Genomic DNA, 21,662 nt, shown 5'->3' on the forward strand with positions numbered 1-21,662 from the left:
GCCATTGATTGACAAGAGGCTGCCATGACCATCCATTTGCCACCCTCATCCGATTCCGGCGTCACGCCCTGGTGGCGGCAACTGTGGGTGCTGGTGCTGGCCGGCGGCGTGCTGATGGGAATGGCGCTGGGCGTGCGCCATGTGCAAGGGCTGTTCATGCTGCCCATCATTGCCGAGCGCGGCTGGACCCGCGAGACCTTCGCCTTTGCCATGGCGGTGCAGAACCTGGCCTGGGGGCTGGCGCAGCCCTTCACCGGCATGCTGGCCGACCGCTACGGCTCGTGGAAGGTGATGGCGGGCGGGCTGGCGCTGTATGCCGTGGGGCTCTATGGGATGACGCAGGCGCATACGTCGACGGCGCTGGTGTGGTCGGCGGGACTTTGCCTCGGCGTGGCTTTGTCGGGCACCACCTTCGGCGTGGTCTATGGCGCGCTCAGCCGGATGACCGGGGCCGCGCAGCGCAGCCGCGCGCTGGGGCTGGCCGGCGCCGTCGGCGGCATCGCCCAGTTTGCGCTGGTGCCTGGCGTCCAGGCGCTGCTGGCGGGGACCGGATGGGCGGGCACGCTGCTGCTGCTTGCCGTGGCGCTGGCCGTGCTGTTGCCTCTGGCCCTTCCGTTCCACGACCGCGGCGCGGCGGCAGCGCCGGACCACCACGCGGCCGACGGGGCGGCGGGCCAGCCGCTGGGCGCCGCAGTGCGCGAGGCCTTCGGCCATTCGGGTTTCTGGCTACTCAACCTGGGCTTTCTTGCGTGCGGCTTCCAGCTGGCCTTTATCGCCAGCCACTTGCCGGCTTATCTGCTGGACCGCGGCATGCGTGCGGCCGACGGCATGGCGGCACTCGCCATCATCGCGCTGGCCAATGTGGCCGGCGTCTATGTGTGCGGGCTGCTCGGCGGGCGTCACAGCAAGAAGTACCTGCTCGCCGGCATCTACCTCGCGCGCACCGCGGCGATGGCGCTGTTCCTGTTGCTGCCGCTGAGCCCGGCGACGCTGTACGCCTTCAGTGCGGCGATGGGGTTGCTGTGGCTGGGCACGGTGCCGCTCACCAACGGCATCCTGGCCCAGGTGTTCGGCGTGCGCTATCTCGCCACGCTGTTCGGCTTCGTGTTCCTGGGCCATCAGCTCGGCTCGTTCCTGGGGGTGTGGCTGGGCGGGCTGGTGTTCGAGCTGACCCGCTCGTACGACGCGGTCTGGTACGGCGCCATGGCGCTGGGGATCGTCGCCGCGGCGCTGCATTCGCCGATCGACGACCGCCAGATCGCCCGCACCGGCCTGGCACCGGCACGGCCATGAGGCGGCCCGGCGCAACCGCGCTCGCCGCGTGGCTGTCGGTACTCGGTGGCGCCGTCGTGTGCGCGGTGGCGCTGGCGGGGTGGCTCGATCCGGCCCATGCCCAGGCGTGGATCGCGCTGATGGCGCTGTGCCAATGATCCCCACCAGCTGCCGATGCGCCGGTACGACGGCTGTCGAACTGGCAACAAGCACGGCCACTGTGTAACCAAGCCGCACAATGTATGCATTGCGCCACATTGCTTGGTAGTGCAACGGGTAGAATCGCGCCTTCCGTGCCCTTTGCCTCATCCCTATAACAATGAGCTCCCGCCCGTCGCGCCTGCCGTGCATCGACGCCCTGAAAGCCGTCAGTTCGCAACTGATCGTCCTGCACCACCTCGCCTTCTATGGACCGATGTCCGATACAGCCTACCAACTGGCGCCAGGGCTGGTGGACTGGCTCTATGACTACGCCCGCATCGCGGTGCAGGTGTTCCTGGTGATCAGCGGCTTCCTGGCGGCGCGCAGCCTGGCGCCCGACGGGCGGCTGGAGATCCGCCAGCACCCGCTGTCGCTGCTGTGGCGCCGTTACCAGAAACTGGTGGTGCCGTTTGCCGCGGCGATCCTGCTCAGCATTGCCGGCGCCGCCTTGGCGCGGCACTGGATGACGCATGACTCGATCCCGGCGTCTCCCACGCTGGGGCAATTGCTCGCGCACCTGACGCTGCTCCATGACATCGTCGACGTCGACGCGTTGTCGGCCGGGGCCTGGTACGTGGCCATCGACCTGCAGTTGTTCGCGCTGCTGCTGGGCACGCTGTGGGCCGCGCGGGTGGTGTCGCGCGGCAGGGCGCCGGTGGGCGTGGCGCTCAGCATCGGCCTGGTCGCGCTCGCGGCGGTGGCGTCGCTGTTCTGGTTCAACCGCGATGCTGCATGGGATATCTGGGCGGTGTACTTCTTCGGTGCCTATGGCATGGGCACGCTGGCCTACTGGGCGTCCGCCCCGGGCCGTCCGCTGCTGCCGCTGGCGCTGCTCGGCGCGGCGGCGCTGGGCGCGCTGGTGCTGGACTTCCGGGTGCGCATTGCCGTGGCACTGGCCACCGCGCTGCTGCTGGCGCTGGCCCGGCGCGGCGAATGGCTGGAACGCTGGCCGCGGGCGCGCGCGGTGGGCTACTTCGGGCGCATTTCCTATTCCGTGTTCCTGGTTCATTTCCCGGTGTGCCTGGTGGTCAATGCGCTGATGTCGCATCTCGCGCCCGGGCAGCCGGTGCTGAACGCGCTCGGCATGGCGTCGGCGTGGGTCCTGAGCAATGTGGCGGGTGCCGTGTTCTACCGCTTCGTCGAAAGTGCGCAGCCGTTCGCGGCATTGCGGGCATTGCTGGGCGGCCGCGGTGACGCGGCAGGCGATTCGGGCCCCGGCTCGGCGAGCCGCCCGACCATGTAACCCTTGCAACCATCGCCGCGCACCGTACGCGGAGCGCGCTTGCGTGACGTGGACGCGCGCGGCATCCGCACGGTGCATGCAAGCCGCCGGCGTGGTGCCGTCGGCACGCCGGGCGTGCATGCACTGCCGCGGACTTGCGTTGGGCGCCACACACACCGGCGCAACACTGGCGTAAACGGGCATTGGGCGATGGCACAAAGGTTGCCTAGTATGGAATCGTAAACCTGACCGATTGGTCAGGATTCCATCGGGAACCGAGGGTGTCATGTCCGACCATATCGTCCTGACTTCGCACGCGCGCCGCGACAAGCCGGCCGAGCCGATCCACTGGGGCGCCGCCACGGCGGCGGAGCGCGGACCGGTGATCGCCAGCCTGGGCAATCCTGCGCAGCGCAATGTGATCGGCACCCACGCCGGCGCCTACGCCATCTACCGTGCACTGGCGGTCGCCTCCGGCACGCTGCAGCGCGACCACCGTCCCGACCTGACCGACACCGCGCCCGCCGAGGCCATCGGCCCGCATCCGCAGTGGGGCGACCCGGACAAGATCGTCTCCCTCGACCCGTGGGGGCACCTGGTCTCCACCGTCTTTGCTGACCGCATCGCCGCCGGCGTCGATATCCGCCCGACCATCGCGGTGACGCGCGCGCACATCAACATGCCGGAACTGGTTTCGGCCATCGCCGCGGGCCGGCTCAAGCCCGATGGCGACCTGTTGCATGCCAATGGCGACGTGCGCGTGACCAAGGCGGCGGTCGACCCGGTGTGGTACCTGCCCGGCATGGCGGCCCGCTTCGGCATCAAGGAAAGCGTGCTGCGCCGCAGCCTGTTCGAACAGACCGGCGGCATGTTCCCGGAACTGGTGACGCGGCCGGACCTGAAGGTTTTCTTGCCGCCGATCGGCGGCATGACGCTGTATTTCTTCGGCGATGTCAGCCAGCTGGGCAAGCCCGAGACCCGCGTGGCCTGCCGCGTGCACGATGAATGCAACGGATCGGATGTGTTCGGGTCAGACATCTGTACCTGCCGGCCGTACCTGGCACACGGCATCGAGGTGTGCATCGAGATGGCGCAGCAGGGCGGTGTCGGGCTGGTGGTCTACAACCGCAAGGAGGGCCGCGCGCTGGGCGAGGTGACCAAGTTCCTGGTCTACAACGCGCGCAAGCGCCAGGCTGGCGGCGACCGCGCCGAGACATATTTTGCCCGTACCGAATGCGTGGCGGGCGTGCAGGACATGCGTTTCCAGGAGCTGATGCCGGATGTGTTCCATTGGCTGGGCATCCGCCGCATCGACCGCTGGGCGTCGATGAGCAACATGAAGCATGGCGCGCTGGTGGCGCAGGGCATCGAGGTGGTCGAGCAGGTGGCGATCCCCGAGGCGCTGATCCCCGCCGACGCCCGTGTCGAGATCGACGCCAAGGTGGCCGCCGGCTACTTCACGCACTACACGCCGCCGGATGCGAACGAACTGGCCCTGGCAAAGGGCAGGGGGTTGAACGAATGACGAGGTATCCCGAGGACAGTGCCAACGAGCGCCCTGGCAACGGCTGGCTGAGCCCGGTGCCCGAAGGGCATCCCGCGGCGGCGCTGCTGTGCGCCGAGGCGGTGCGCACCCATTGCGCGGCGGTCACCGAACACGTGGCCAGCGGCGCGTCCGAACTCTTCACCTGGCACCCGGACCGCGTGCATGCGATAGCCGATTACGTCGCCAGCACCATCCGGCAGCGCTATCCGGACCTGCAGGTCCCTTATCACAGCCGCTGGCGCCATTTCGAAAGCGGCGCGGGCGACCAGCGCACGGACCGCTGGCAGGTGCTGTGCGAGCGCGCCGCGCTGAGCGGGCCCGAACACCGCGAGGAGCGCGCCCGCATCGGCATCGACCTGGTGATCCCCAGCGTGCTGCTGGATGCGGGCGCCGGGCCGGAGTGGCGCTACCGCGATCCGGCCAGCGATCTGGTGCTGACGCGTTCGGAAGGCCTTGGCGCGGCCAGCTTCGACCTGTTCGCGCGTGGCGGCTTCTCCGCGGCGCCGGGCGACCCGCTGCGCGCCGATGCCGAGCGCCTGCAGCGCATCGATGCCGACAGCATCGCCCATGCCTTCCAGGTCGCGCAGCACAACCCGCTGGTGGGGCTGGAAGGCCGCGCCGGGCTGCTGCGCCGGCTGGGCGAGGTGATGGACGCGACCCCGGCGCTGTTCGGCCGGCCGGCGCGGCTGGGCAATCTCTATGACTACCTGAAGGCGCACGCCGTCGGCGGCCAGCTCGATGCCGGCTTCCTGCTGCGCACCTTGCTGGTGGGCCTCGGGCCGGTGTGGCCGGGGCGCATCGTGGTCGAGGGCGTGTCGCTGGGCGACTGCTGGCGCCATCCGGCGGCCCCGGGCGGGCTGGTGCCGTTCCACAAGCTGACCCAGTGGCTGACCTATTCGCTGCTGGAGCCGCTCGAGGACGCTGGCCTGACCGTGACCGGCCTCGACGCGCTGACCGGCCTGCCCGAGTACCGCAACGGTGGCCTGCTGTATGACTTCGAGCTGATGGTGCCGCGCGATCCCGGCTTTTCCGCAGAACCACATGCGGTCGATGAGCCCGTCATCGTCGAATGGCGCGCGCTGACCGTCAGCGGCCTGGACCTGGTGGCCGATTGCGTGCGCCAGGCGCTGGGGCTGGAGGAGGCGCAGTTCCCGCTGGCGCGCGTGCTGGAAGGCGGCACCTGGGCGGCGGGGCGGCGCATCGCCGCCAAGCGCCGGCCCGGCGGCGCGCCGCCGTTTGCCATCACCAGCGACGGCACGGTGTTCTGAACGCGCCGCCCGCGCCGCGGGCGGCGTTGCAAGCAGGGAAGGCTTGTGCAACGTGGCTTCAGGAGCGTCACCATGAACGACATGACCGCTGTTCCCGCAGTCGAGGCGCGCGCGCCGGACCCCGCCGACCCTGCCAGCCTGTCCGGCGTGATGGTGGTCGACCATCCGCTGGTGCAGCACAAGGTCACGCTGGTGCGCAGCGAGGAGACCACCACCGACAACTTTCGCCGCCTGGTGCGCGAGATTAGCCAGCTGCTGACGTACGAGGCCACGCGCGACCTGGCGATGGAAACCATCGCCATCCGCACGCCGATCGCGGCCACGCAGTCGCGCGTGCTGTCCGGCAAGAAGCTGTGCCTGGTATCGATCCTGCGCGCGGGCAACGGCTTTATCGACGGCATGCTCGACCTGCTGCCGGCGGCGCGCGTCGGCCATATCGGCCTGTACCGCGACCCCGAGACGCTGGAGCCGATCGAGTATTACTTCAAGATGCCCGAGGACATCCAGGAGCGCATGGTGATCGTGGTCGACCCGATGCTGGCCACCGGCAATTCGGCCATCGCGGCGCTGAACCGGCTCAAGGAGGCCGGCGTCACCACCATGAAGTATGTATGCCTGATCGCCTCGCGCCCGGGCCTGCGCGCGCTGCGCACTGCGCATCCTGACGTCGGCATCGTCACCGCGGCCATCGACGACACCCTCAACGAGCACGGCTATATCGTGCCGGGCCTGGGCGACGCCGGCGACCGCCTGTACGGCACGCGCTGATGGACTCGCGCGCCGGCCTTGCGCCGACACTGCGCGCGCCGCCGGCGCGCGCGGCGGCGGGCGGCCGCATCCGGCAGGAGAACCAGGCCATGATCCTGCGCGCGGCCGAGCACGTGTTCGCGCGCGCCGGGTTTGCCGGCGCCACCATGGCGGAGATCGCCATGCGCGCGGGGGTGCCCAAGTCGAACCTGCATTACTACTTCCGCACCAAGCAGGCGCTGTACCGCGCGGTGCTGGCGCACACGCTGCAGCTGTGGCTGTCGGAGGCCGACGTGATCCGCGCCGAGCTGCCGCCGCAGGTGGCGCTGGAGCAGTACATCCGCGCCAAGATGCGGCTGTCGTCCAGCCATCCGGATGCGTCGCGGGTGTTCGCCAACGAGCTGCTGCATGGCGCGCCCGAGATCGGCGAGGTGCTGCGCCACGCCCTGCGCGAGCTGGTGTCGCGCAAGGCCGCGGTGGTGCAGCAGTGGATCGACCGCGGCCAGATGGCACCGGTCGATCCGCAGCACCTGTTCTTCACCATCTGGGCCGCCACCCAGACCTACGCGGACTTCGAATCGCAGGTCTGCGCGGTGTTGGGCATCAGCCGGCTGCAGCCGCAGGACTATGCGCACGCCACCGAGCATGTGGTGGTGATGCTGCTGCGCGGCTGCGGCCTGGCGCCGGCTCCGCTGGCCTGAGCTTCTCCATACCGGATAACACGACACGACCCATGCTCGACCTGATCCTGCGGCATTGCAACCTGCCCGACGGGCGCACCGGCATCGATATCGGCATTGCCGAAGGGCGCATCGCCGCGGTCGAGCCGGCCTTGGCCGCGCGCGCGGGCGAAGAGATCGATGCCGCCGGCCAGCTGGTGACGCCGCCGTTCGTCGATGCGCATTTCCATATGGACTCGACGCTGTCGTACGGGCTGCCGCGCGTGAACCAGTCGGGCACGCTGCTGGAAGGCATTGCGCTGTGGGGCGAACTGAAGCCGTTGCTGACGCAGGAGGCTATCGTCGAGCGCGCGCTTGCCTATTGCGACTGGGCCGTGGCGCGCGGGCTGCTGGCGATCCGCTCGCATGTGGATGTGTGCGATCCGCGCCTGCTGGCGGTGGAGGCGCTGCTCCACGTGCGCGAACGCGTGCGGCCATACCTGGACCTGCAGTTGGTGGCGTTCCCGCAGGACGGCGTGCTGCGCGCGCCCGGCGCGCTCGCCAACCTGAAGCGCGCGCTGGAGCGGGGGGTCGACGTGGTCGGAGGCATTCCGCATTTCGAGCGCACCATGGCGCAGGGGGCGGAGTCGGTGCGGCTGCTGTGCGAGCTGGCGGCGGAACGCGGCCTGCGCGTCGACATGCATTGCGACGAAAGCGACGATCCGCTGTCGCGCCATATCGAGACCCTGGCCAGCGAAACCGTGCGGCTGGGCCTGCAGGGCAGGGTGGCGGGCTCGCACCTGACCTCGATGCATTCGATGGACAACTACTACGTGTCCAAGCTGATCCCGCTGATGCGCGAGGCCGGCGTCGCGGCGATTGCCAATCCGCTGATCAACATCACGCTGCAGGGTCGGCACGATACGTACCCCAGGCGCCGCGGCATGACGCGCGTGCCCGAGCTGATGGCGGCCGGCGTGCCGGTGGCGTTCGGCCACGATTGCGTGATGGACCCGTGGTACGGCCTGGGCTCCGGCGATATGCTGGAAGTGGCGCACATGGGCCTGCATGTGGCGCAGATGACAGGGCAGGAAGCGATGCGCGCCTGCTTCGACGCGGTCACCGCCACGCCGGCGCGCATCCTGGGGCTGGAGGGCTATGGCCTGGCGCCGGGCTGCCGCGCCGACCTGGTGCTGCTGCAGGCGCGCGACCCGGTCGAGGCGATCCGGCTGCGCGCCACGCGCCTGCGCGTGCTGCGCGCCGGCAAGACCATTGCCACCATGCCGGCGGCGACCGCGGCGCTGGCGCTGCCTGGACGGCCGGCGCAGGTGGATTTCCGGCGCGACGGCGGTGCGGCATAGCCGGCACAAAGTTTTTTGCAGGCGGGTGTTGACAGGGCTCGTAGCACTCGGCATAATTTCGTTCTTCGCATCGCTGTAGCAATGCAGTGAAACGAAGCCCAGATGGCGGAATTGGTAGACGCACTAGGTTCAGGTCCTAGCGGTGGCAACACTGTGGAGGTTCGAGTCCTCTTCTGGGCACCAAAATTCGGAAAGGCTCGCGCAAGCGAGCCTTTTTTCGTTTCAGGCCATGCTCCATGGCAACCACGTCCGCGCTAGCGGGCTTTTTTTCGTCCGTGGTTTCTGATCTGGCTGGCGCGGTGGTTCAGCGTGCCGGCATTCCCTCCAGGTCCTGCGCCTCGCGCACGCAGTTGCGGCCCTCCGCCTTGGCGCGATACATGGCCGCGTCGGCCGCGCCGAACAGGCGCTGCCAGTGGCTCGCGCCGCCATGGCCGACGGCCACGCCGAAGCTGGCGGTCACGCCAAGCTGCGTGGTGCCGGACAGGTAGACCGGCCGCGACGCAATGGCCGCGCGCAGCGTTTCGGCCAGCGCCGCGGCTTCGCCGGGCCGGCCGTGCGGCAGCCATAGTGCAAACTCCTCGCCGCCGAAGCGGGCCAGCACGCCCTCGGCCGGCACCAGCGCGCGCATCTGCGCGGCGATATTGCGCAACACCTGGTCGCCTGCCGCATGGCCGTGGCGGTCGTTGATCTGCTTGAAGCGGTCTACGTCGATCAGCACCAGGCTGGCGTGCTCGTGCGCGCCGTACCGCGCCGCCACCAGTTCCAGCGCGCGCCGGTTCGGCAGGCCGGTGAGGCTGTCGGTGCGGGCCTGCTGCTCCAGCTGCGCGGTCAGGGCGGCGCGCTCGCGCAGCTTGCGGCGCAGGATGTCGATGGCATCGAACAGGCGCCGCATCTCCGCGGCCTGGCCCATGCGCCTGGCCTGCATGGCGGCCTCGGATGGCGGGGTTTGGTGCGGCTGACCGCGGTCTTCGGCCAACGCGATCACCTCCGCCCGCGCGCGCAGCAGCGGCAGGAACACCGCGCGCCGCGCGAACACCAGCATGTAGCCCAGCACCGCGAGGATCAGCGCCGAAGTGCCGCACGCGGCAGCGAGCCGGCGCAGCGCGCGCTCGCGCGTGCTGGTGAAATGCGCCACCACCTCGTCCAGGAACACGCTGCGCAGCCGCTCCAGTGGCTCCAGCGTGGGCACATAGCGGTTGGTCAGTTCGGTGGGCGTCATCGAGTAGTTGCCAGAGATGCGCCCCTGCGCGACCAGACTGTCGACCATGGCCACGCCGCGGCCGAAGAACTGGTGGCCGGCGTCGGCATAGGCCTGTTCCAGCGCCGGCGCAGCGCCGAACATGTTGTACGCCGGCCCGGCCAACTGCCACAGCTCCAGCAGCCGTCCGCGCGAGCGGGTCGCGTCGACCAGGCTCTGCACCGGCATCGGCTGGCGCGCCGCCACCGGCGCCATGATCTGCGATGCCATGCGCCCGGCGTACTCGCGCAGGTCGCCCAGCATCTTGCCGGTCAGCGCCGGCGCGGCCAGGCCGTCATCGCAAACGGACAGCTCGCGCACCTGCCAGGCGATGGCGGGCTGCAGCGCGTCGACGACCTCGAACATGGCTTCGATGGCGTGGCGGATCTCGTCCATGTCGCGCTGCTGCGGCGCGCGCGCGGCAAGTTCGTCGATTTCGGCGCGCGCCCGCGCCAGGCGCTCGCGCACGCGCTCGACCATCAGCGGTGGCAGGTGATGGCTGTGCAGGCCGAAGGGGGCGGGAGGCGGCGCGGACAGCCGCGCCAGCGCCGCGTCGCTGCGGGCGCGGAACGCCTGCAGGCGCTCGCGCGCCGCGCTGTGGGGCGAGGGCGGTTCGCCCAGCACGCTGTTGGCCGGCCCGCGTTCGGCGGACAGCGTGTTGGCGGCGTCGAGCACGTCGCGGTACGCCGAGATGTCGTACAGGTTCTGCCGGGCCGCGGCGAAGTCGCCGTACGAGGCGGCGATCACCAGCGCCGCCAGCACCACCGTGCACAGGCCGCCCACCGTGGTCGCCACCGCCAGCTTGCGCTGCAGGCTGCGGCGCGGTCCGTTGCCGGCGGTCAGGGCAGTGCGGTTGCCGGGATCAAGCTGTCGGGCGCGTTGCCGCAGGGCCATGCTGTCTCCACCCGGCTGCCAGTGGCCGGGCCATGCGTGAAAATTCTGTCAATCCCGACATTATTGACGAAAAGGCCGCGGCAGCTGTCCAAATCTTCCGCGATTTGCGCCGGCGACACCGGCGCCGGCCGCTGTGCGGCAGGCTTTCGCGGGCGCGCGCAGCCGAACATACGCGGCTAACGCTGGCGGGGCATTTGACCTATGCTCAAGCTCATCGGGCAGGCATTTATAACGTCCCGAAGGTGGTTGCCATGACTGTGGTCTTGTCATCATCGAGAGAGAGGGAGGCGGGGACGAGCCCCGGATGGCACGGCTGTGCCGCGCATCCCGGCATCGTCCACCATCACCTGCATTACTGCGCCCTGCTGGCCATGCTGATGTGTGCGCTGGCACACGCAGACGAAGCCTTGCCGGACTTCCACGGCGTTTCTGCCGCGGATCCGCCGCTGCAGGCAAGCCTGGCGCAAACCGGTCCGGCGGAGCCGGCGCAGGCTTCCGGACCGCCGGCCGACGGCTCTGAAGCGAGCGGCTGGATGGTTCAGCCGCCGGAGCCGGTGGTGGTCGAATACGCGGCGGTGGCGCCGCCATCCGCATCCCCATCTTCTTCCGCATTGCCGCGCGCGCTTGGTGCCGGTCCCGATGACGATGCCCCGGGCCTCGCCGCCGTGGACCGCGAGACCGCGGCCATGCCCGAGCGTGCGCGCCGTCTGTCGCTGCATCTCGACGACATCACCACCGCCAGCGGCTTTGCCGACAATCGCGTGCGCACCATGGCGCTGGCGGTCGATGCCGTAGTGCCGCGCGCCGGCGGGCTGACCATCCAGCCGCGGCTGCAGCTGGCCTACCAGCCCGGCACCAGCGCGGACCCGAACAAGCTGGCGCAGGCGATGCCCGGCGATGCCAGCGCCACCGGCATCGGCGTGCGCCTGTACGGCGCGCAGCCGACGCGGCTGGCCGGCATCTATCCGTTCGTCGAGGCCGACTGGTGGCAGGAGAGCCGCAAGCAGGTCATCAATATCAACGGCACCAAGATCGATGCCGACCTGCTGCGCGGACTGTTCTCGTTCAATATCGGCGCGCATGGCAATACCAAGACCGGCGTCAAGCTGTGGTTCAAGGTCAGGGCGGGGCGCAACCCGAGCGGCACCGTCGGCGCGAGATATCGATGGTAGGGGTGGTGGGGGCAGTCGCGCGCAAGGCGCGCGACAACAAAAAAGGGCTTCCGTTTCCGGAAGCCCTTTTTCTTTCTGCATAGGTGGCGCGGCTGGCAGGATTCGAACCCACGACCCCTTGGTTCGTAGCCAAGTACTCTATCCAACTGAGCTACAGCCGCACACGAGAGGCGCAATTGTATCGCAATTATTGATTTGCGCAAGCCCCCTGCCGAAAAATCTTCAACGGACGCATCCAGCCTCAGCCTGCGGCCTCCGACCAGACGCCATCCGCCTCCCGCGCCTTGCCTTCGTCGCGCAGCTTGATCAGGTGCGCAAGCAATGAGCGCTGCGCCACCGGATGCATGCGCGGCGGCACATCGTCATAGACGCGCAGCACCAGTTCGCCGAGCGCGGCCGCGCCGAGTTCGCGCAGCGCGCCGGCGACCTTGGCCTCGCGCTGCAGGCGGTGCCGCACCAGGATGCGGATCGCGTCCTGCGGGCGCGCGATCAGGAATCCGTGTCCCGGCGCCAGCCACTCCAGGTCTTCTTCCTGCAGCGCGGCGAGCGAGTCGAGGTAGGCGCGCATGTCGCCATCGGGCGGGCCGATCACCACCGTCGAACCCTGCATCACGTGGTCGCCGGTGAACAGCGTCTTTTCTTCCTCGAGCAGGTAGCAGAGGTGGTTGGACGCATGGCCGGGGGTGTGGCAGACCCGCAGCGTGCAAGCGTCGGCCAGGGCCAGGCGTTCGCCGTGCTGCAGTTCGCGCTGCGGCGCGAAGGTGGTGTCCTGCCAGGGGCCGGCGGGAGCGGCGCGCCCCAGCACGGTGGCGCCGGTGGCGGCCTGCAATGCCGCCGCCGCGGGCGAATGGTCCAGGTGCGTATGCGTTGCCAGGATCCAGCGGATCGGCCCGGGCGCCGCTTCCAGGATGGCGCGCACCTGCTCGCCATCGTCCGGGCCCGGATCGATCACGGCCCATTCGTTGCGCGCGCCGCCGCCGACCAGGTAGGTGTTGGTGCCCGGGCCGGTCATCACGCTGCCGTTGTTGGCCGTGACGCGCCATACCCGCTGCGACAACTGCACCGGCACGCCGGGCGCCAGCTCGTAGCGGCCGTGTACCTTGCCGTCCGGATCGATGCGGCCGATCTCGGCGTAGCAGGGCTCGTTCGGCATCACCGGGCGCACGCCCGCCGCGCCCGTGGCCAGCCGCGGCATGATGCAGGCGATGCCGCGCAGCTGCGAGAAATACGCAAAGCAGGCCGCGGCGGTCTCGAATTGCGCGATCGAGCCCAGCGTGCGGCGCGTGACATGCATCATCGGCAGGCCGCTGGCCGGGTCGGCGGCGTCGGCCGGGCGCACCCAGCGGTGCTCGACGATCTCGGTGCCATCGGGTACGGCCAGCTGGCCCTCCGGAGCGATGGCGACGAAGAAGCGGGTATCGAAACGCTTGGGCAGCCCGGGCGGCGTCAGCCAGTAGCTGTGATAGGCCAGGCGGTCCGCCGCCAGGCGCAGGCCCAGCCGCTCGCAGGCGTGGGCCAGTCCGGGGCCGCCGCGTTGCACGGCCTCGCGCAGCAGCGCCTGCTGCGCGGCGTCCAGTTCGTGCGGCGCGCGCAGGCGCCCCTGGTGATCGCAGGCGAACAGCAGGCCGGCCTCTTCGAAGCATTCGCGCACCGCGGCGAGGTAGAAGTCCAGGCCGCTGGCCGGCAGGCCCAGGCGCTCGCTGGCGATCGCGTCATCGAGGCCGTGGGCGTGCGCGTGCAGGTGCCGGTCTTGCGCATCGAGGGTGCCGCCGGGAAAAACATAGGCGCCGCTGCTGCGGTCGTTGGCGCGTTCAACGCGGCGCACCAGCAGCACTTCCATGCCGGCGGGCGCATCGCGCACCACCAGCAGGCTGGCGGCCGTGCGCAACAGCGGCGTGGGATTGGCGGGGCGGTTGCCGCTTGTCTCTGTGGTTGTCATTGGTCGGCATCGTGGGTTGTACGCGCGGCACGCCGGAGGCAAGGCAGACCAGCCAGGGCGCGGCCGCGTGCGCTAGTTTAGCCGCGTTCGCGGATTCGAAAGTCCGGGGAATCCCGGCGCCGCGGCCGCTGCCACGGTGGTCCGAGCCGGCGGGCACGAGCGGGCGGGCTTTGGCTTTTCCGGCCACAGGCAGTAACCTGATAGCTCCGCTTCACTTTTCGGGGCGCCACCGCCGGCGCTCCCATCGGAGGAGGTCCGCGTGATCCGAGCTTCTTACCTGTGCCTGACGGTTGCGTGCCTGGTGGCGGCCTGCGAGACGCCGCCGCAGCTGGCTCCGCGCCCGGTGCCGCCGCCCACCACCCGCATCACCGTCGATCCCCAGGCCATGTCCCGGGCGGCTTCCGCGGCCTGCGAGCCGGCGGTGGCGGAAGCGCTGCAGCGCCGTTATCCGCAGCCCGGCAGCGTCATGCTGATGGCAGACCGCGAACAGTACTACCAGCGCCCCAACGCGCAGACCTCGGTCAACGGCGAAGGCGTGTTCGAGCCGGACGACAGCTCGGCCGCGATCGGCTTCCACTACGCCTGCCTGTACAACGCGCGCACCGGCAAGGTCGACGATGTCCAGATGCGGTACTGAGCCGTCTATATCGCTGCGATGCTGATGTGGGGCGCGCAGATTGCCAGACTTTGATGCAAGGCCGCAAGGCTGAAAGGAGAACCGCATGCCATACCTGATCGAAACCGTCGACAAGCCCGACCACCAGCACGTGCGCCAGGCCACCCGCGCCAGCCACCTGGACTATCTCGACGCCAACAAGGCGCTGCTGCTGGCGTGCGGCGCCAAGCTCAACGATGACGGCTCCGACGCCGGCGGCGGCGTCTATATCGTCGATGTCGACAGCCGAGAGGCCGCGCAGCGTTTTATCGACGCCGACCCGTTCGCCGCGGCGGGCCTGTTTGCCGAGGTGCGCATCGTGCGCTGGCGCAAGGCCTATCTCGACGGCACCTGCCGCCTCTGAGGGGGGCCGCGCATGCTGCCCATCGCCACCCAACACCCGGAGACCCCATGCTGTTCATGGCCGAAATGACCGTCAGGATTCCCGCATCGCTCGACCCGCAATTGGTCGAGCAACTCAAGGCCGATGAAAAAGCCATGTCGCAGCGCCTGCAGCGCGAAGGCAAGTGGCGCCACCTGTGGCGCGTGGTGGGCCAGTACGCCAACGTCAGCATCTTCGACGTCAGCGACAACGATGAACTGCACACCTTGCTGACCGCGCTGCCGCTGTACCCGTACATGGAGATCCGGGTCACGCCATTGGCCCAGCACGGCTCCGCCATCGCGCAGAACTGAGCGACCACCTTTCCGTAGCCCGGTCGCGTGGCTTATCATGCACCCCTTTGTCGTAGTGCCCTGCCGTTGGTGCGCCCGATCTCGGATCCCCGCATTCGAGTCATTGACAGGGTCGTAGCACGCGCACAAGATGCGACGGACAGATGCGCCTCCGGGACGACATGCCGGCAGTCATAGCCGAAATGCCCGGAGAACACGCAAGAACTTTGGGAATCGGGGTCATGAAGCCTATCTTTCGTCAAGTGGCGGGCGCGGTCACGCTCGCCGTCATGCTGTCCGGCTGCGCCAGCGGGCCTGACTATGCCGGCAACCCGGCGGCAGTCGAGCAGCCGCCCTCCGACCAGGCCATGAAGGCCTTGTCCGCCGAGGTCTTTACCTTTGCCTATCCGATGGTGCTGATGGACGTGACGCGCGAGCTGATGACGCTGCGCACGCCCGCCAACACCTTCAGCCACAAGCGCACCTTCCCGGACGCGACCTTCACCGATGTGGTCAGCCCCAACGCCGACACGCTGTACTCGTCGGCGTGGCTGGACCTGTCGCGCGAGCCGGTGATCCTGTCGGTGCCCGATACGCGCGGGCGCTATTACCTGATGCCGCTGATGGATGCCTGGACCAATGTGTTCGCCGCACCGGGCAAGCGCACCACCGGCACCCGCCGCGGCAATTTCGCCATCACCGGGCCGGACTGGCGCGGCACGCTGCCCAGGGGCGTGCAGGAGATCCGCTCGCCCACGTCGATGGTCTGGCTGATCGGCCGCACCCAGGCCAGCGGCAAGCAGGACTTCCCGGCGGTGCACCGGCTGCAGGACCAGTACCGGCTGACGCCGCTGTCGGCCTGGGGTGGAGGCCGTCGCATACCGGACAAGGCCGCCGCGCGCCCAGCGCTGGACCCCAACAGCGCCCCGGTCGAACAGGTGGCGGCCATGGACGCCCAGGCGTTCTTCACGCGTTTCGCCGCGCTGCTGCCGGCCAACCCGCCGGCGCCGGCCGACGCCTCCATGGTCGAGAAAATGCGCCGCATGGGCATCCGCCCCGGCGTGCCGTTCAAGACCACGGTGATGGAGCCGTCCACCGCGCGGGCCGTGCAGGAAGGGGCCACGGCCGCGCTGGCGGCGATCGAGCAGGCGGCGCGCAAGGGCAACGCCGATGCCGGCAACGGCTGGGTCATGCATCGCGACCTCGGCACCTACGGCACCAGCTATGGCCGCCGCGCGGTCACCGCGTGGGTGGGGCTGGGCGCCAACCTGCCGGAGGATGCGATCTACGCCTCCACCCGCACCGATGCCAACGGCAAGCCGTTGCAGGGCGGGGCACGCTACGTGCTGCACTTCGACAAGAACCAGCTGCCGCCGGCGCGCGCGTTCTGGTCGCTGACGCTGTACAACGAACGCCAGGCCTTTGTGCCGAACCCGATCCAGCGCTATGCCATCGGCAGCCGCGACCGCCTGCGCTACAACCGCGACGGCTCGCTCGACATCTACATCCAGCATGAGCGCCCGGCCGGCGCCAAGGCCGCCAACTGGCTGCCGGCGCCGCCCGACGGCCTGAACATGATGCTGCGCGCGTACTGGCCGGAACAGGCGCTGCTGGACGGCAGCTGGATGCCGCCGCCGGTGATGCGCGTGAACTGATCCGCCTGGCGCTGGCAGGCAAACAGGCCGCATGCCCACAACGGGCATGCGGCCTGTTTTTTTACGCCGCGGTGTGCGCGGGGCTGGCGGTCAGTGTGCGTGCGTGGCGCAGGCAGTGCAGGTGCCGGCCGTATGCGGAACCGGGGCGGTGCCGGCCGCGGCAGCGCGCTCGACGCGCTTCCACGCCGCGATTTCCGGCGCCGACAATCGCTGGCGCAGCGCGCGGGCCGCGCTGACCATGTTGGCCAGCGCCGCCTCGGTTTCCTCCCAGCCGCGCGTCTTCAGCCCGCAGTCGGGATTGACCCACAGCCGCTGCGGCGGCACCACCTCGCAGGCGCGCTCCAGCAGCCGCTCCATCGCCTGCACCGACGGCACGCGCGGCGAGTGGATGTCATAGACACCCGGCCCGATCTCGTTGGGATAGTCGAAATCGCCAAAGCCTTCCAGCAGCTCCATCGCCGAGCGCGAGGTCTCGATGGTGATCACGTCGGCGTCCATCGCCGCGATCGCGGGCAGGATGTCGTTGAATTCGGCATAGCACATATGCGTGTGGATCTGGGTCTGGTCCCGCACGCCGCTGGCCGACAGGCGGAACGCGGTCACCGCCCAGTCCAGGTAGGCGTCCCAGTCGGCGCGGCGCAGCGGCAGCCCTTCGCGCAGCGCTGGTTCATCGATCTGGATCACGCGGATGCCGGCCTGCTCGAGATCGCAGACCTCGTCGCGGATCGCCAGCGCGAGCTGGCGCGCGGTGGTGGCGCGCGGCTGGTCGTCGCGTACGAAGGACCACTGGAGCATGGTGATGGGGCCGGTCAGCATGCCCTTCATCGGCCGCTCGGTCAGCGACTGCGCGTAGCGGGCGGTGTCGACCGTCATCGGTTCCGGGCGGTACACATCGCCGTAGATCACCGGCGGCTTGACGCAGCGCGAGCCGTAGCTCTGCACCCATCCGTTCTCGGTGAAGCTATAGCCGCACAACTGCTCGCCGAAGTATTCGACCATGTCGTTGCGCTCGGCCTCGCCGTGCACCAGCACATCCAGCCCCAGAGCTTCCTGCTTGCGCACCGCCAGCGCGATCTCGGCGCGGATGCGCTCGAGGTATTCCAGCGCGCCGATCTCGCCGCGCTTGAACGCCGCCCGGGTCTGGCGGATCGCAGTGGTCTGCGGGAACGAGCCGATGGTGGTGGTCGGCAGCAGCGGCAGCGCGAGCGCCTTGCGCTGCCGCTCGATGCGCTCGGCGAAGGGGCTGGCGCGATGCGCCATCGCCTCATCCACGCCAGCCAGGCGCTGCTGCACGCGCGCATTGACCACGCGCCGCGAGGCCCGGCGCGACGCCTGTGCGGCGTCCGACGCGGCCAGGGCGTCGGCGACGGCTCCGTCACCCTGGTTCAGCGCGCGGGCCAGCACCGACAGTTCGTCCAGCTTTTCGGTGGCGAAGGCGAGCCACGACTTCAGCTCGGCATCGAGCCGCACTTCCTGCGCCAGCGACACGGGCACATGCAGCAGCGAGCACGACGGTGCCAGCCACAGGCGCTCGCCCAGCGCGCCGTGCAGCGGGCGCAGCAGGCCCAGCACGCGACGCAGGTCGGTGCGCCAGATATTGCGGCCGTCGATCACGCCCAGCGACAGCACCGCATGCTCGGGCAGCACGGCCTGCCATGCCGCCAGTTGCTCGGGGGCGCGCACCAGGTCGATATGGAAGCCGTCGACCGGCAGCGCGGCCGCGCGCTGTGCATGGTCGGCGGCGCTGTCGAAGTAAGTCGCCAGCAGCAGCTTCGGACGTGCCGCCGGGCCACTCTCGTGCAGCGCGGCATAGGCGGTGTCGAAGGCATCGAGCCACGCCGGTTCCAGGTCCAGGCACAGCGCCGGCTCGTCGATCTGCACCCATTCGATGCCGCGTGCCTTGAGCTGGCCCAGGATGCGGCGATACGCCTGCAGCAGCCGCGGCAGCAGCGACAGCCGGTCGAAGCCCGGCACATGGCTCTTCGACAGCCACAGGTAGGTGACGGGGCCGATCAGCGCCGGACGGGCGCGCAACCCGAGCCCCAGCGCCTCATCGGTTTCCTCGAGGAACCATTGCGGGCCGCCATCGAAGGTGGTGTCGGCGTCCAGCTCCGGGACCAGGTAGTGGTAGTTGGTGTCGAACCACTTGGTCATCTCCATCGCCGGCTGCTCGCGGTTGCCGCGCGCCAGTTCGAAATACTGCCCCAGCGTCAGCTGTGCCGGGTCGAAGCCGAAGCGGCGCGGCAGCGCGCCCAGTAGCGCGGTCAGGCTCAGCATCTGGTCGTACCAGGCAAAGTCGCCGGTGGCGACGGTGTCCAGGCCGCGCTCGGCCTGCAGCTGCCAGTGGCGACGGCGCAGTTCGGCGGCCACCGTGCGCAGTTCGGCCTCGGTGCGTTCGCCGCGCCAGAACGCTTCCTGTGCGAATTTCAGTTCACGGCGTTCGCCGATACGGGGAAAGCCGAGGATATGGGTGCGTGCCATGGTGTTGCTCCGGTAGAGGTCTGGCGCACAGTGTCGGTTTGCCCTTAAAATGAATCAAGCGACAAGTTTTAAACATTATATGAATCGATTTCATATCAACACGAAAAAGTGGCAACGTGGGAGCCGTGCATGATCGAAGTGCGCCATTTGCGTTCGCTGGTGGCCATTGCCGAATCGGGCAAGCTCGCGACCGCGGCCGAGCGCGTGCATGTCAGCCAGTCGGCGCTGTCGCACCAGATCAAGGCGATCGAATCGCACTACGGCTTGCCGCTGTTCGACCGCACCCGCCAGGGCCTGCGCTTTACGCCGGCGGGCGAGCGCCTGCTGGCGCTGGCGCGCGAGGTGCTGGCCGCGGTCAGCGGGGCCGAGCGCGATATCGAACGGCTCAAGGGCGACACCCGCGGCGAGTTGCGCGTGGTGCTGGAATGCCATACGTGCTTTGACTGGCTGATGCCGGTGATGGACGAATTCCGCCGGCGCTGGCCCGAGGTTGAGGTGGACCTGGTCGCGGGCTTCCATGCCGATCCGATCGCGCTGCTGCGCAACGGCCGCGCCGACATGGTGATCGGCTCGCAGCCGGCGGCGCGGCGCGGGCTGGAGGTGGCGCCGCTGTTCCGCTTCGAGATCCTCGCGGTCATCGCCAACGAACACCGGCTGCGCAACAAGCGCCGCATCGAGGCCGCCGACCTTGCCGGCGAAACCCTGATTACCTACCCGGTGCCCGAGTCACGCATCGACCTGATCCGCGAGGTGCTCGAACCCGCCGGCATCCACCTGGAGCGGCGCACCGCAGAACTGACGGTGGCGGTGCTGCAGCTGGTGGCCAGCCGCCGCGGCGTGGCGGCGCTGCCCAACTGGGGCGTCAAGAACTACGTCGACCACGACTACGTGCTGGCCAAGCGCATCGGCGCCAGGGGGCTGTGGAGCGAACTCTACGCGACCGTGCCGGCGGCGATGGCGCGGCGGCCCTACGTGGCGGATTTTGTCGCGATCGTGCGCGATACCTGCGCGGCGCAGCTCGACGGTATCGAGCTGCTGGCGCCGGCGGCGTAGCGGCGCGCGGATCGATTCAGGCCATCAGCATCAGTTCGGTGGGCCGGTCGCGGCGGGCAGCGGCGCGCGGCGCCGGTTCCGCCACCGTGTCATCGTCCGGATCCTCCACGTCCGCGACCAGCAGCTCCACGTCGAAGCCGTTGTCGAGGCGGCGCAGGAACAACCACAGCAGGCCGGCATCGTCTGCCGTCAGCGTGGCATGCATCACGGCCTGCGGGGCGGCGTCGAAGCTCAGCTGCCGCGGCGCCAGTCCGGTACGACGGGCATTGGCCAGCACCCATTCCATGGCGCCGAACAGGTCGGCGGACGCGAGACGCAGCGAGAGGCGCAGGGTGGGGAGAGTTTGGGAGGCTGGCATGTGTGGTTTTCGGCAGTCGATCTATGTAGTCAATTTACCAGCCGCGCCCCGGAATGGGCTTCCTAATTTTCTCCATATCAGGGTCGATATCAGTAGATCCATCTTCATTTGATAGAATCTACGGAAGAATACCCCTTATAGGCAGTGTTTGATGGCACAGTCCCCCAAACTCGACGACACCGATCGCCGCATCCTGCGCGAACTGCGGCGCGACGGCCGCCTTTCCAATGCGCGGCTGGCGGAGCAGGTGGGCCTGTCGGCCACGCCGTGCTGGAACCGCGTGCGCGCGCTGGAAGAAAGCGGGGTGATCGAAGGCTATGCCGCGCTGCTGAACCAGAAGGCGCTGGGCTTGCCCGACACCGTGCTGATCGAGGTCACGCTGGAGCGGCACGACGACGACATGCTGTACCGCTTTGGCAAGGCGCTGGCGGAACTGCCCGAGGTGATGGAGGCCTACCTGCTGACCGGCGAATACGACTACCTGATCAAGGTGGCGGTGGCCGGCACGCAGGGCTATGAGGAGTTCCTGCGGCACAAGCTCTACAAGCTGCCCGGGCTGCGCCACAGCCGTTCGACCTTCGTGCTGCGCACGCTCAAGCGCGAGACTTCGGTCGAGCCGTGATCAGGCGGTCCTGAGCACTTCGCTGGTGGTGTTGCGCAGCGCGCGCAGGGCCTCGTTGCATTGCTGCGGCGTGGTGGGGTGCACCAGCACCGCCCAGCGGCCATGCTGGACGGCCTCGCGCACCGGCGTGATCACCAGCTGGTGGTCCGGCCGCGCGGTCATCAGGCCCGCCAGCAGCATGCCGAACATCACTCCCAGGAAGATCGCCGCGCCGGCCGCCAGGCCCGGGCTCTGCATCACCGCGTCGACTTCCTGCCGGTGCAGGATGCCGACCACGGCGAGGCCGACAATGGCGCCCAACGCCGCCATGATCAGGTGCGAACGCACCGCGGTGTAGACGATGCCGTCGTTTTCGGGCTCGAGCTTGCGGCCGAAATGGGCCTCGTACGGATGCACCAGCCGCACTTGCCCCCGCTTCAGGTGCGCCTCGTAGCAAACGCGCTCGGCGGCGCTGCTGGCGGCGAGCTTGGTGTCGAACAATGCGGCGAGTTTGGTGCCTGCGGCCTCGGCACTCAATGGATTGGCTGTCATGGCGAACTCCTGCTGCGGCCGTGCCGCGAGGCGGGTGGTGCGCATGGTTTCCGTGCCCGCCGGGGACGACCCATGTCCTGTAAACCGAGTCTAGAGACCCATTTGAAGCGGCTG

19 protein-coding genes and 2 tRNA genes are annotated in these 21,662 nt (G+C 69.2%); 15 read left to right on the plus strand and 6 right to left on the minus strand.

Annotated features, from left to right (window positions below):
• The first annotated feature begins 24 nt into the window (after positions 1-24).
• The 8 genes from C7416_RS04360 (at position 25) to C7416_RS04395 (ending at position 8,459) form a co-directional block, all read left to right on the plus strand.
• On the plus strand, positions 25-1,293 hold the full coding sequence (locus C7416_RS04360; RefSeq protein ID WP_111517275.1) for an MFS transporter: 1,269 nt from the start codon (positions 25-27) through the stop codon (positions 1,291-1,293).
• Positions 1,294-1,591: 298 nt separating this feature from the next.
• On the plus strand, positions 1,592-2,716 hold the full coding sequence (locus C7416_RS04365; protein WP_111517276.1) for an acyltransferase family protein: 1,125 nt from the start codon (positions 1,592-1,594) through the stop codon (positions 2,714-2,716).
• Positions 2,717-2,981: 265 nt separating this feature from the next.
• On the plus strand, positions 2,982-4,220 hold the full coding sequence (locus C7416_RS04370; RefSeq protein WP_111517277.1) for a GTP cyclohydrolase II: 1,239 nt from the start codon (positions 2,982-2,984) through the stop codon (positions 4,218-4,220).
• Positions 4,217-5,509: a URC4/urg3 family protein gene (locus C7416_RS04375; protein WP_111517278.1), complete on the plus strand. Its 1,293-nt coding sequence runs from the start codon at positions 4,217-4,219 to the stop codon at positions 5,507-5,509. The genes C7416_RS04370 and C7416_RS04375 overlap by 4 nt, the downstream gene beginning before the upstream one ends.
• Positions 5,510-5,581: 72 nt before the next feature.
• Positions 5,582-6,277, plus strand: coding sequence for a uracil phosphoribosyltransferase (gene upp, locus C7416_RS04380; RefSeq protein ID WP_111517279.1), 696 nt, complete (start codon positions 5,582-5,584; stop codon positions 6,275-6,277).
• Entirely contained in the window at positions 6,277-6,957 is a 681-nt protein-coding gene (locus C7416_RS04385) for a TetR/AcrR family transcriptional regulator (protein WP_111517280.1), read from the plus strand. Before upp ends, C7416_RS04385 begins: the two co-directional genes overlap by 1 nt.
• Positions 6,958-6,989: 32 nt before the next feature.
• On the plus strand, positions 6,990-8,276 hold the full coding sequence (locus C7416_RS04390) for an amidohydrolase family protein (RefSeq protein WP_111517281.1): 1,287 nt from the start codon (positions 6,990-6,992) through the stop codon (positions 8,274-8,276).
• Positions 8,277-8,372: 96 nt separating this feature from the next.
• A tRNA-Leu gene (locus tag C7416_RS04395) sits at positions 8,373-8,459 on the plus strand.
• 121 nt (positions 8,460-8,580) lie between these two features.
• Here C7416_RS04395 and C7416_RS04400 read toward each other — a convergent pair.
• Positions 8,581-10,407, minus strand: coding sequence for a GGDEF domain-containing protein (locus C7416_RS04400; protein ID WP_111517282.1), 1,827 nt, complete (start codon positions 10,405-10,407; stop codon positions 8,581-8,583).
• Positions 10,408-10,658: 251 nt separating this feature from the next.
• Between C7416_RS04400 and C7416_RS04405 the strand changes: the two genes are divergently transcribed.
• Positions 10,659-11,579, plus strand: a complete 921-nt coding sequence (locus C7416_RS04405) for a hydrolase (protein ID WP_111517283.1) — start codon at positions 10,659-10,661, stop codon at positions 11,577-11,579.
• A gap of 84 nt (positions 11,580-11,663) precedes the next feature.
• Here the strand turns inward: C7416_RS04405 and C7416_RS04410 are convergent.
• Together C7416_RS04410 and C7416_RS04415 are read right to left on the minus strand one after the other, a co-directional pair.
• Positions 11,664-11,740 (minus strand) — tRNA-Arg (locus tag C7416_RS04410).
• Between the two features lie 80 nt (positions 11,741-11,820).
• Entirely contained in the window at positions 11,821-13,518 is a 1,698-nt protein-coding gene (locus C7416_RS04415) for an MBL fold metallo-hydrolase (protein ID WP_111517284.1), read from the minus strand.
• Between the two features lie 259 nt (positions 13,519-13,777).
• Here C7416_RS04415 and C7416_RS04420 point away from each other — a divergent pair, with 259 nt between their 5' ends.
• The 4 genes from C7416_RS04420 to C7416_RS04435 all read left to right on the plus strand — a co-directional run bounded on the left by C7416_RS04420 (position 13,778) and on the right by C7416_RS04435 (position 16,503).
• On the plus strand, positions 13,778-14,155 hold the full coding sequence (locus C7416_RS04420) for a short-chain fatty acid transporter (RefSeq protein WP_111517285.1): 378 nt from the start codon (positions 13,778-13,780) through the stop codon (positions 14,153-14,155).
• An 85-nt stretch (positions 14,156-14,240) separates the two neighbouring features.
• Complete coding sequence (locus tag C7416_RS04425) at positions 14,241-14,537, plus strand: YciI family protein (RefSeq protein ID WP_092315624.1); 297 nt, start codon at positions 14,241-14,243, stop codon at positions 14,535-14,537.
• Positions 14,538-14,584: 47 nt separating this feature from the next.
• A complete protein-coding gene (gene catC, locus C7416_RS04430) occupies positions 14,585-14,869 on the plus strand; it encodes a muconolactone Delta-isomerase (protein ID WP_062802966.1) in 285 nt (94 codons plus the stop codon).
• A gap of 221 nt (positions 14,870-15,090) precedes the next feature.
• The gene (locus C7416_RS04435; RefSeq protein WP_111517286.1) at positions 15,091-16,503 is read left to right on the plus strand and encodes a DUF1254 domain-containing protein; all 1,413 of its coding nucleotides are present in this window, start codon (positions 15,091-15,093) and stop codon (positions 16,501-16,503) included.
• Between the two features lie 90 nt (positions 16,504-16,593).
• Here C7416_RS04435 and metE read toward each other — a convergent pair whose 3' ends face one another.
• Positions 16,594-18,984 (minus strand): 5-methyltetrahydropteroyltriglutamate--homocysteine S-methyltransferase, encoded by a 2,391-nt coding sequence (metE, locus tag C7416_RS04440; RefSeq protein ID WP_111517287.1) that lies wholly within the window; start codon positions 18,982-18,984, stop codon positions 16,594-16,596.
• Positions 18,985-19,113: 129 nt separating this feature from the next.
• On the opposite strand from metE, the gene C7416_RS04445 reads away from it, so the two are divergent.
• Entirely contained in the window at positions 19,114-20,037 is a 924-nt protein-coding gene (locus tag C7416_RS04445; RefSeq protein WP_111517288.1) for a LysR family transcriptional regulator, read from the plus strand.
• A gap of 16 nt (positions 20,038-20,053) precedes the next feature.
• Here the strand turns inward: C7416_RS04445 and C7416_RS04450 are convergent, their stop codons facing one another.
• Positions 20,054-20,395 carry an AsnC family transcriptional regulator gene (locus C7416_RS04450; protein ID WP_111517289.1) on the minus strand — a complete coding sequence of 114 codons (342 nt, stop codon included), beginning with the start codon at positions 20,393-20,395 and terminating at the stop codon, positions 20,054-20,056.
• A gap of 151 nt (positions 20,396-20,546) precedes the next feature.
• On the opposite strand from C7416_RS04450, the gene C7416_RS04455 reads away from it, so the two are divergent.
• Entirely contained in the window at positions 20,547-21,017 is a 471-nt protein-coding gene (locus C7416_RS04455; RefSeq protein WP_012356231.1) for an Lrp/AsnC family transcriptional regulator, read from the plus strand.
• Here C7416_RS04455 and C7416_RS04460 read toward each other — a convergent pair whose 3' ends face one another.
• Positions 21,018-21,548, minus strand: coding sequence for a riboflavin biosynthesis protein RibA (locus C7416_RS04460; RefSeq protein WP_111517500.1), 531 nt, complete (start codon positions 21,546-21,548; stop codon positions 21,018-21,020). It lies immediately after the preceding gene.
• Positions 21,549-21,662: the final 114 nt, after the last annotated feature.

The sequence above is a fragment of the Cupriavidus phytorum genome (genome assembly GCF_003254285.1).
Classification (GTDB): domain Bacteria; phylum Pseudomonadota; class Gammaproteobacteria; order Burkholderiales; family Burkholderiaceae; genus Cupriavidus; species Cupriavidus phytorum.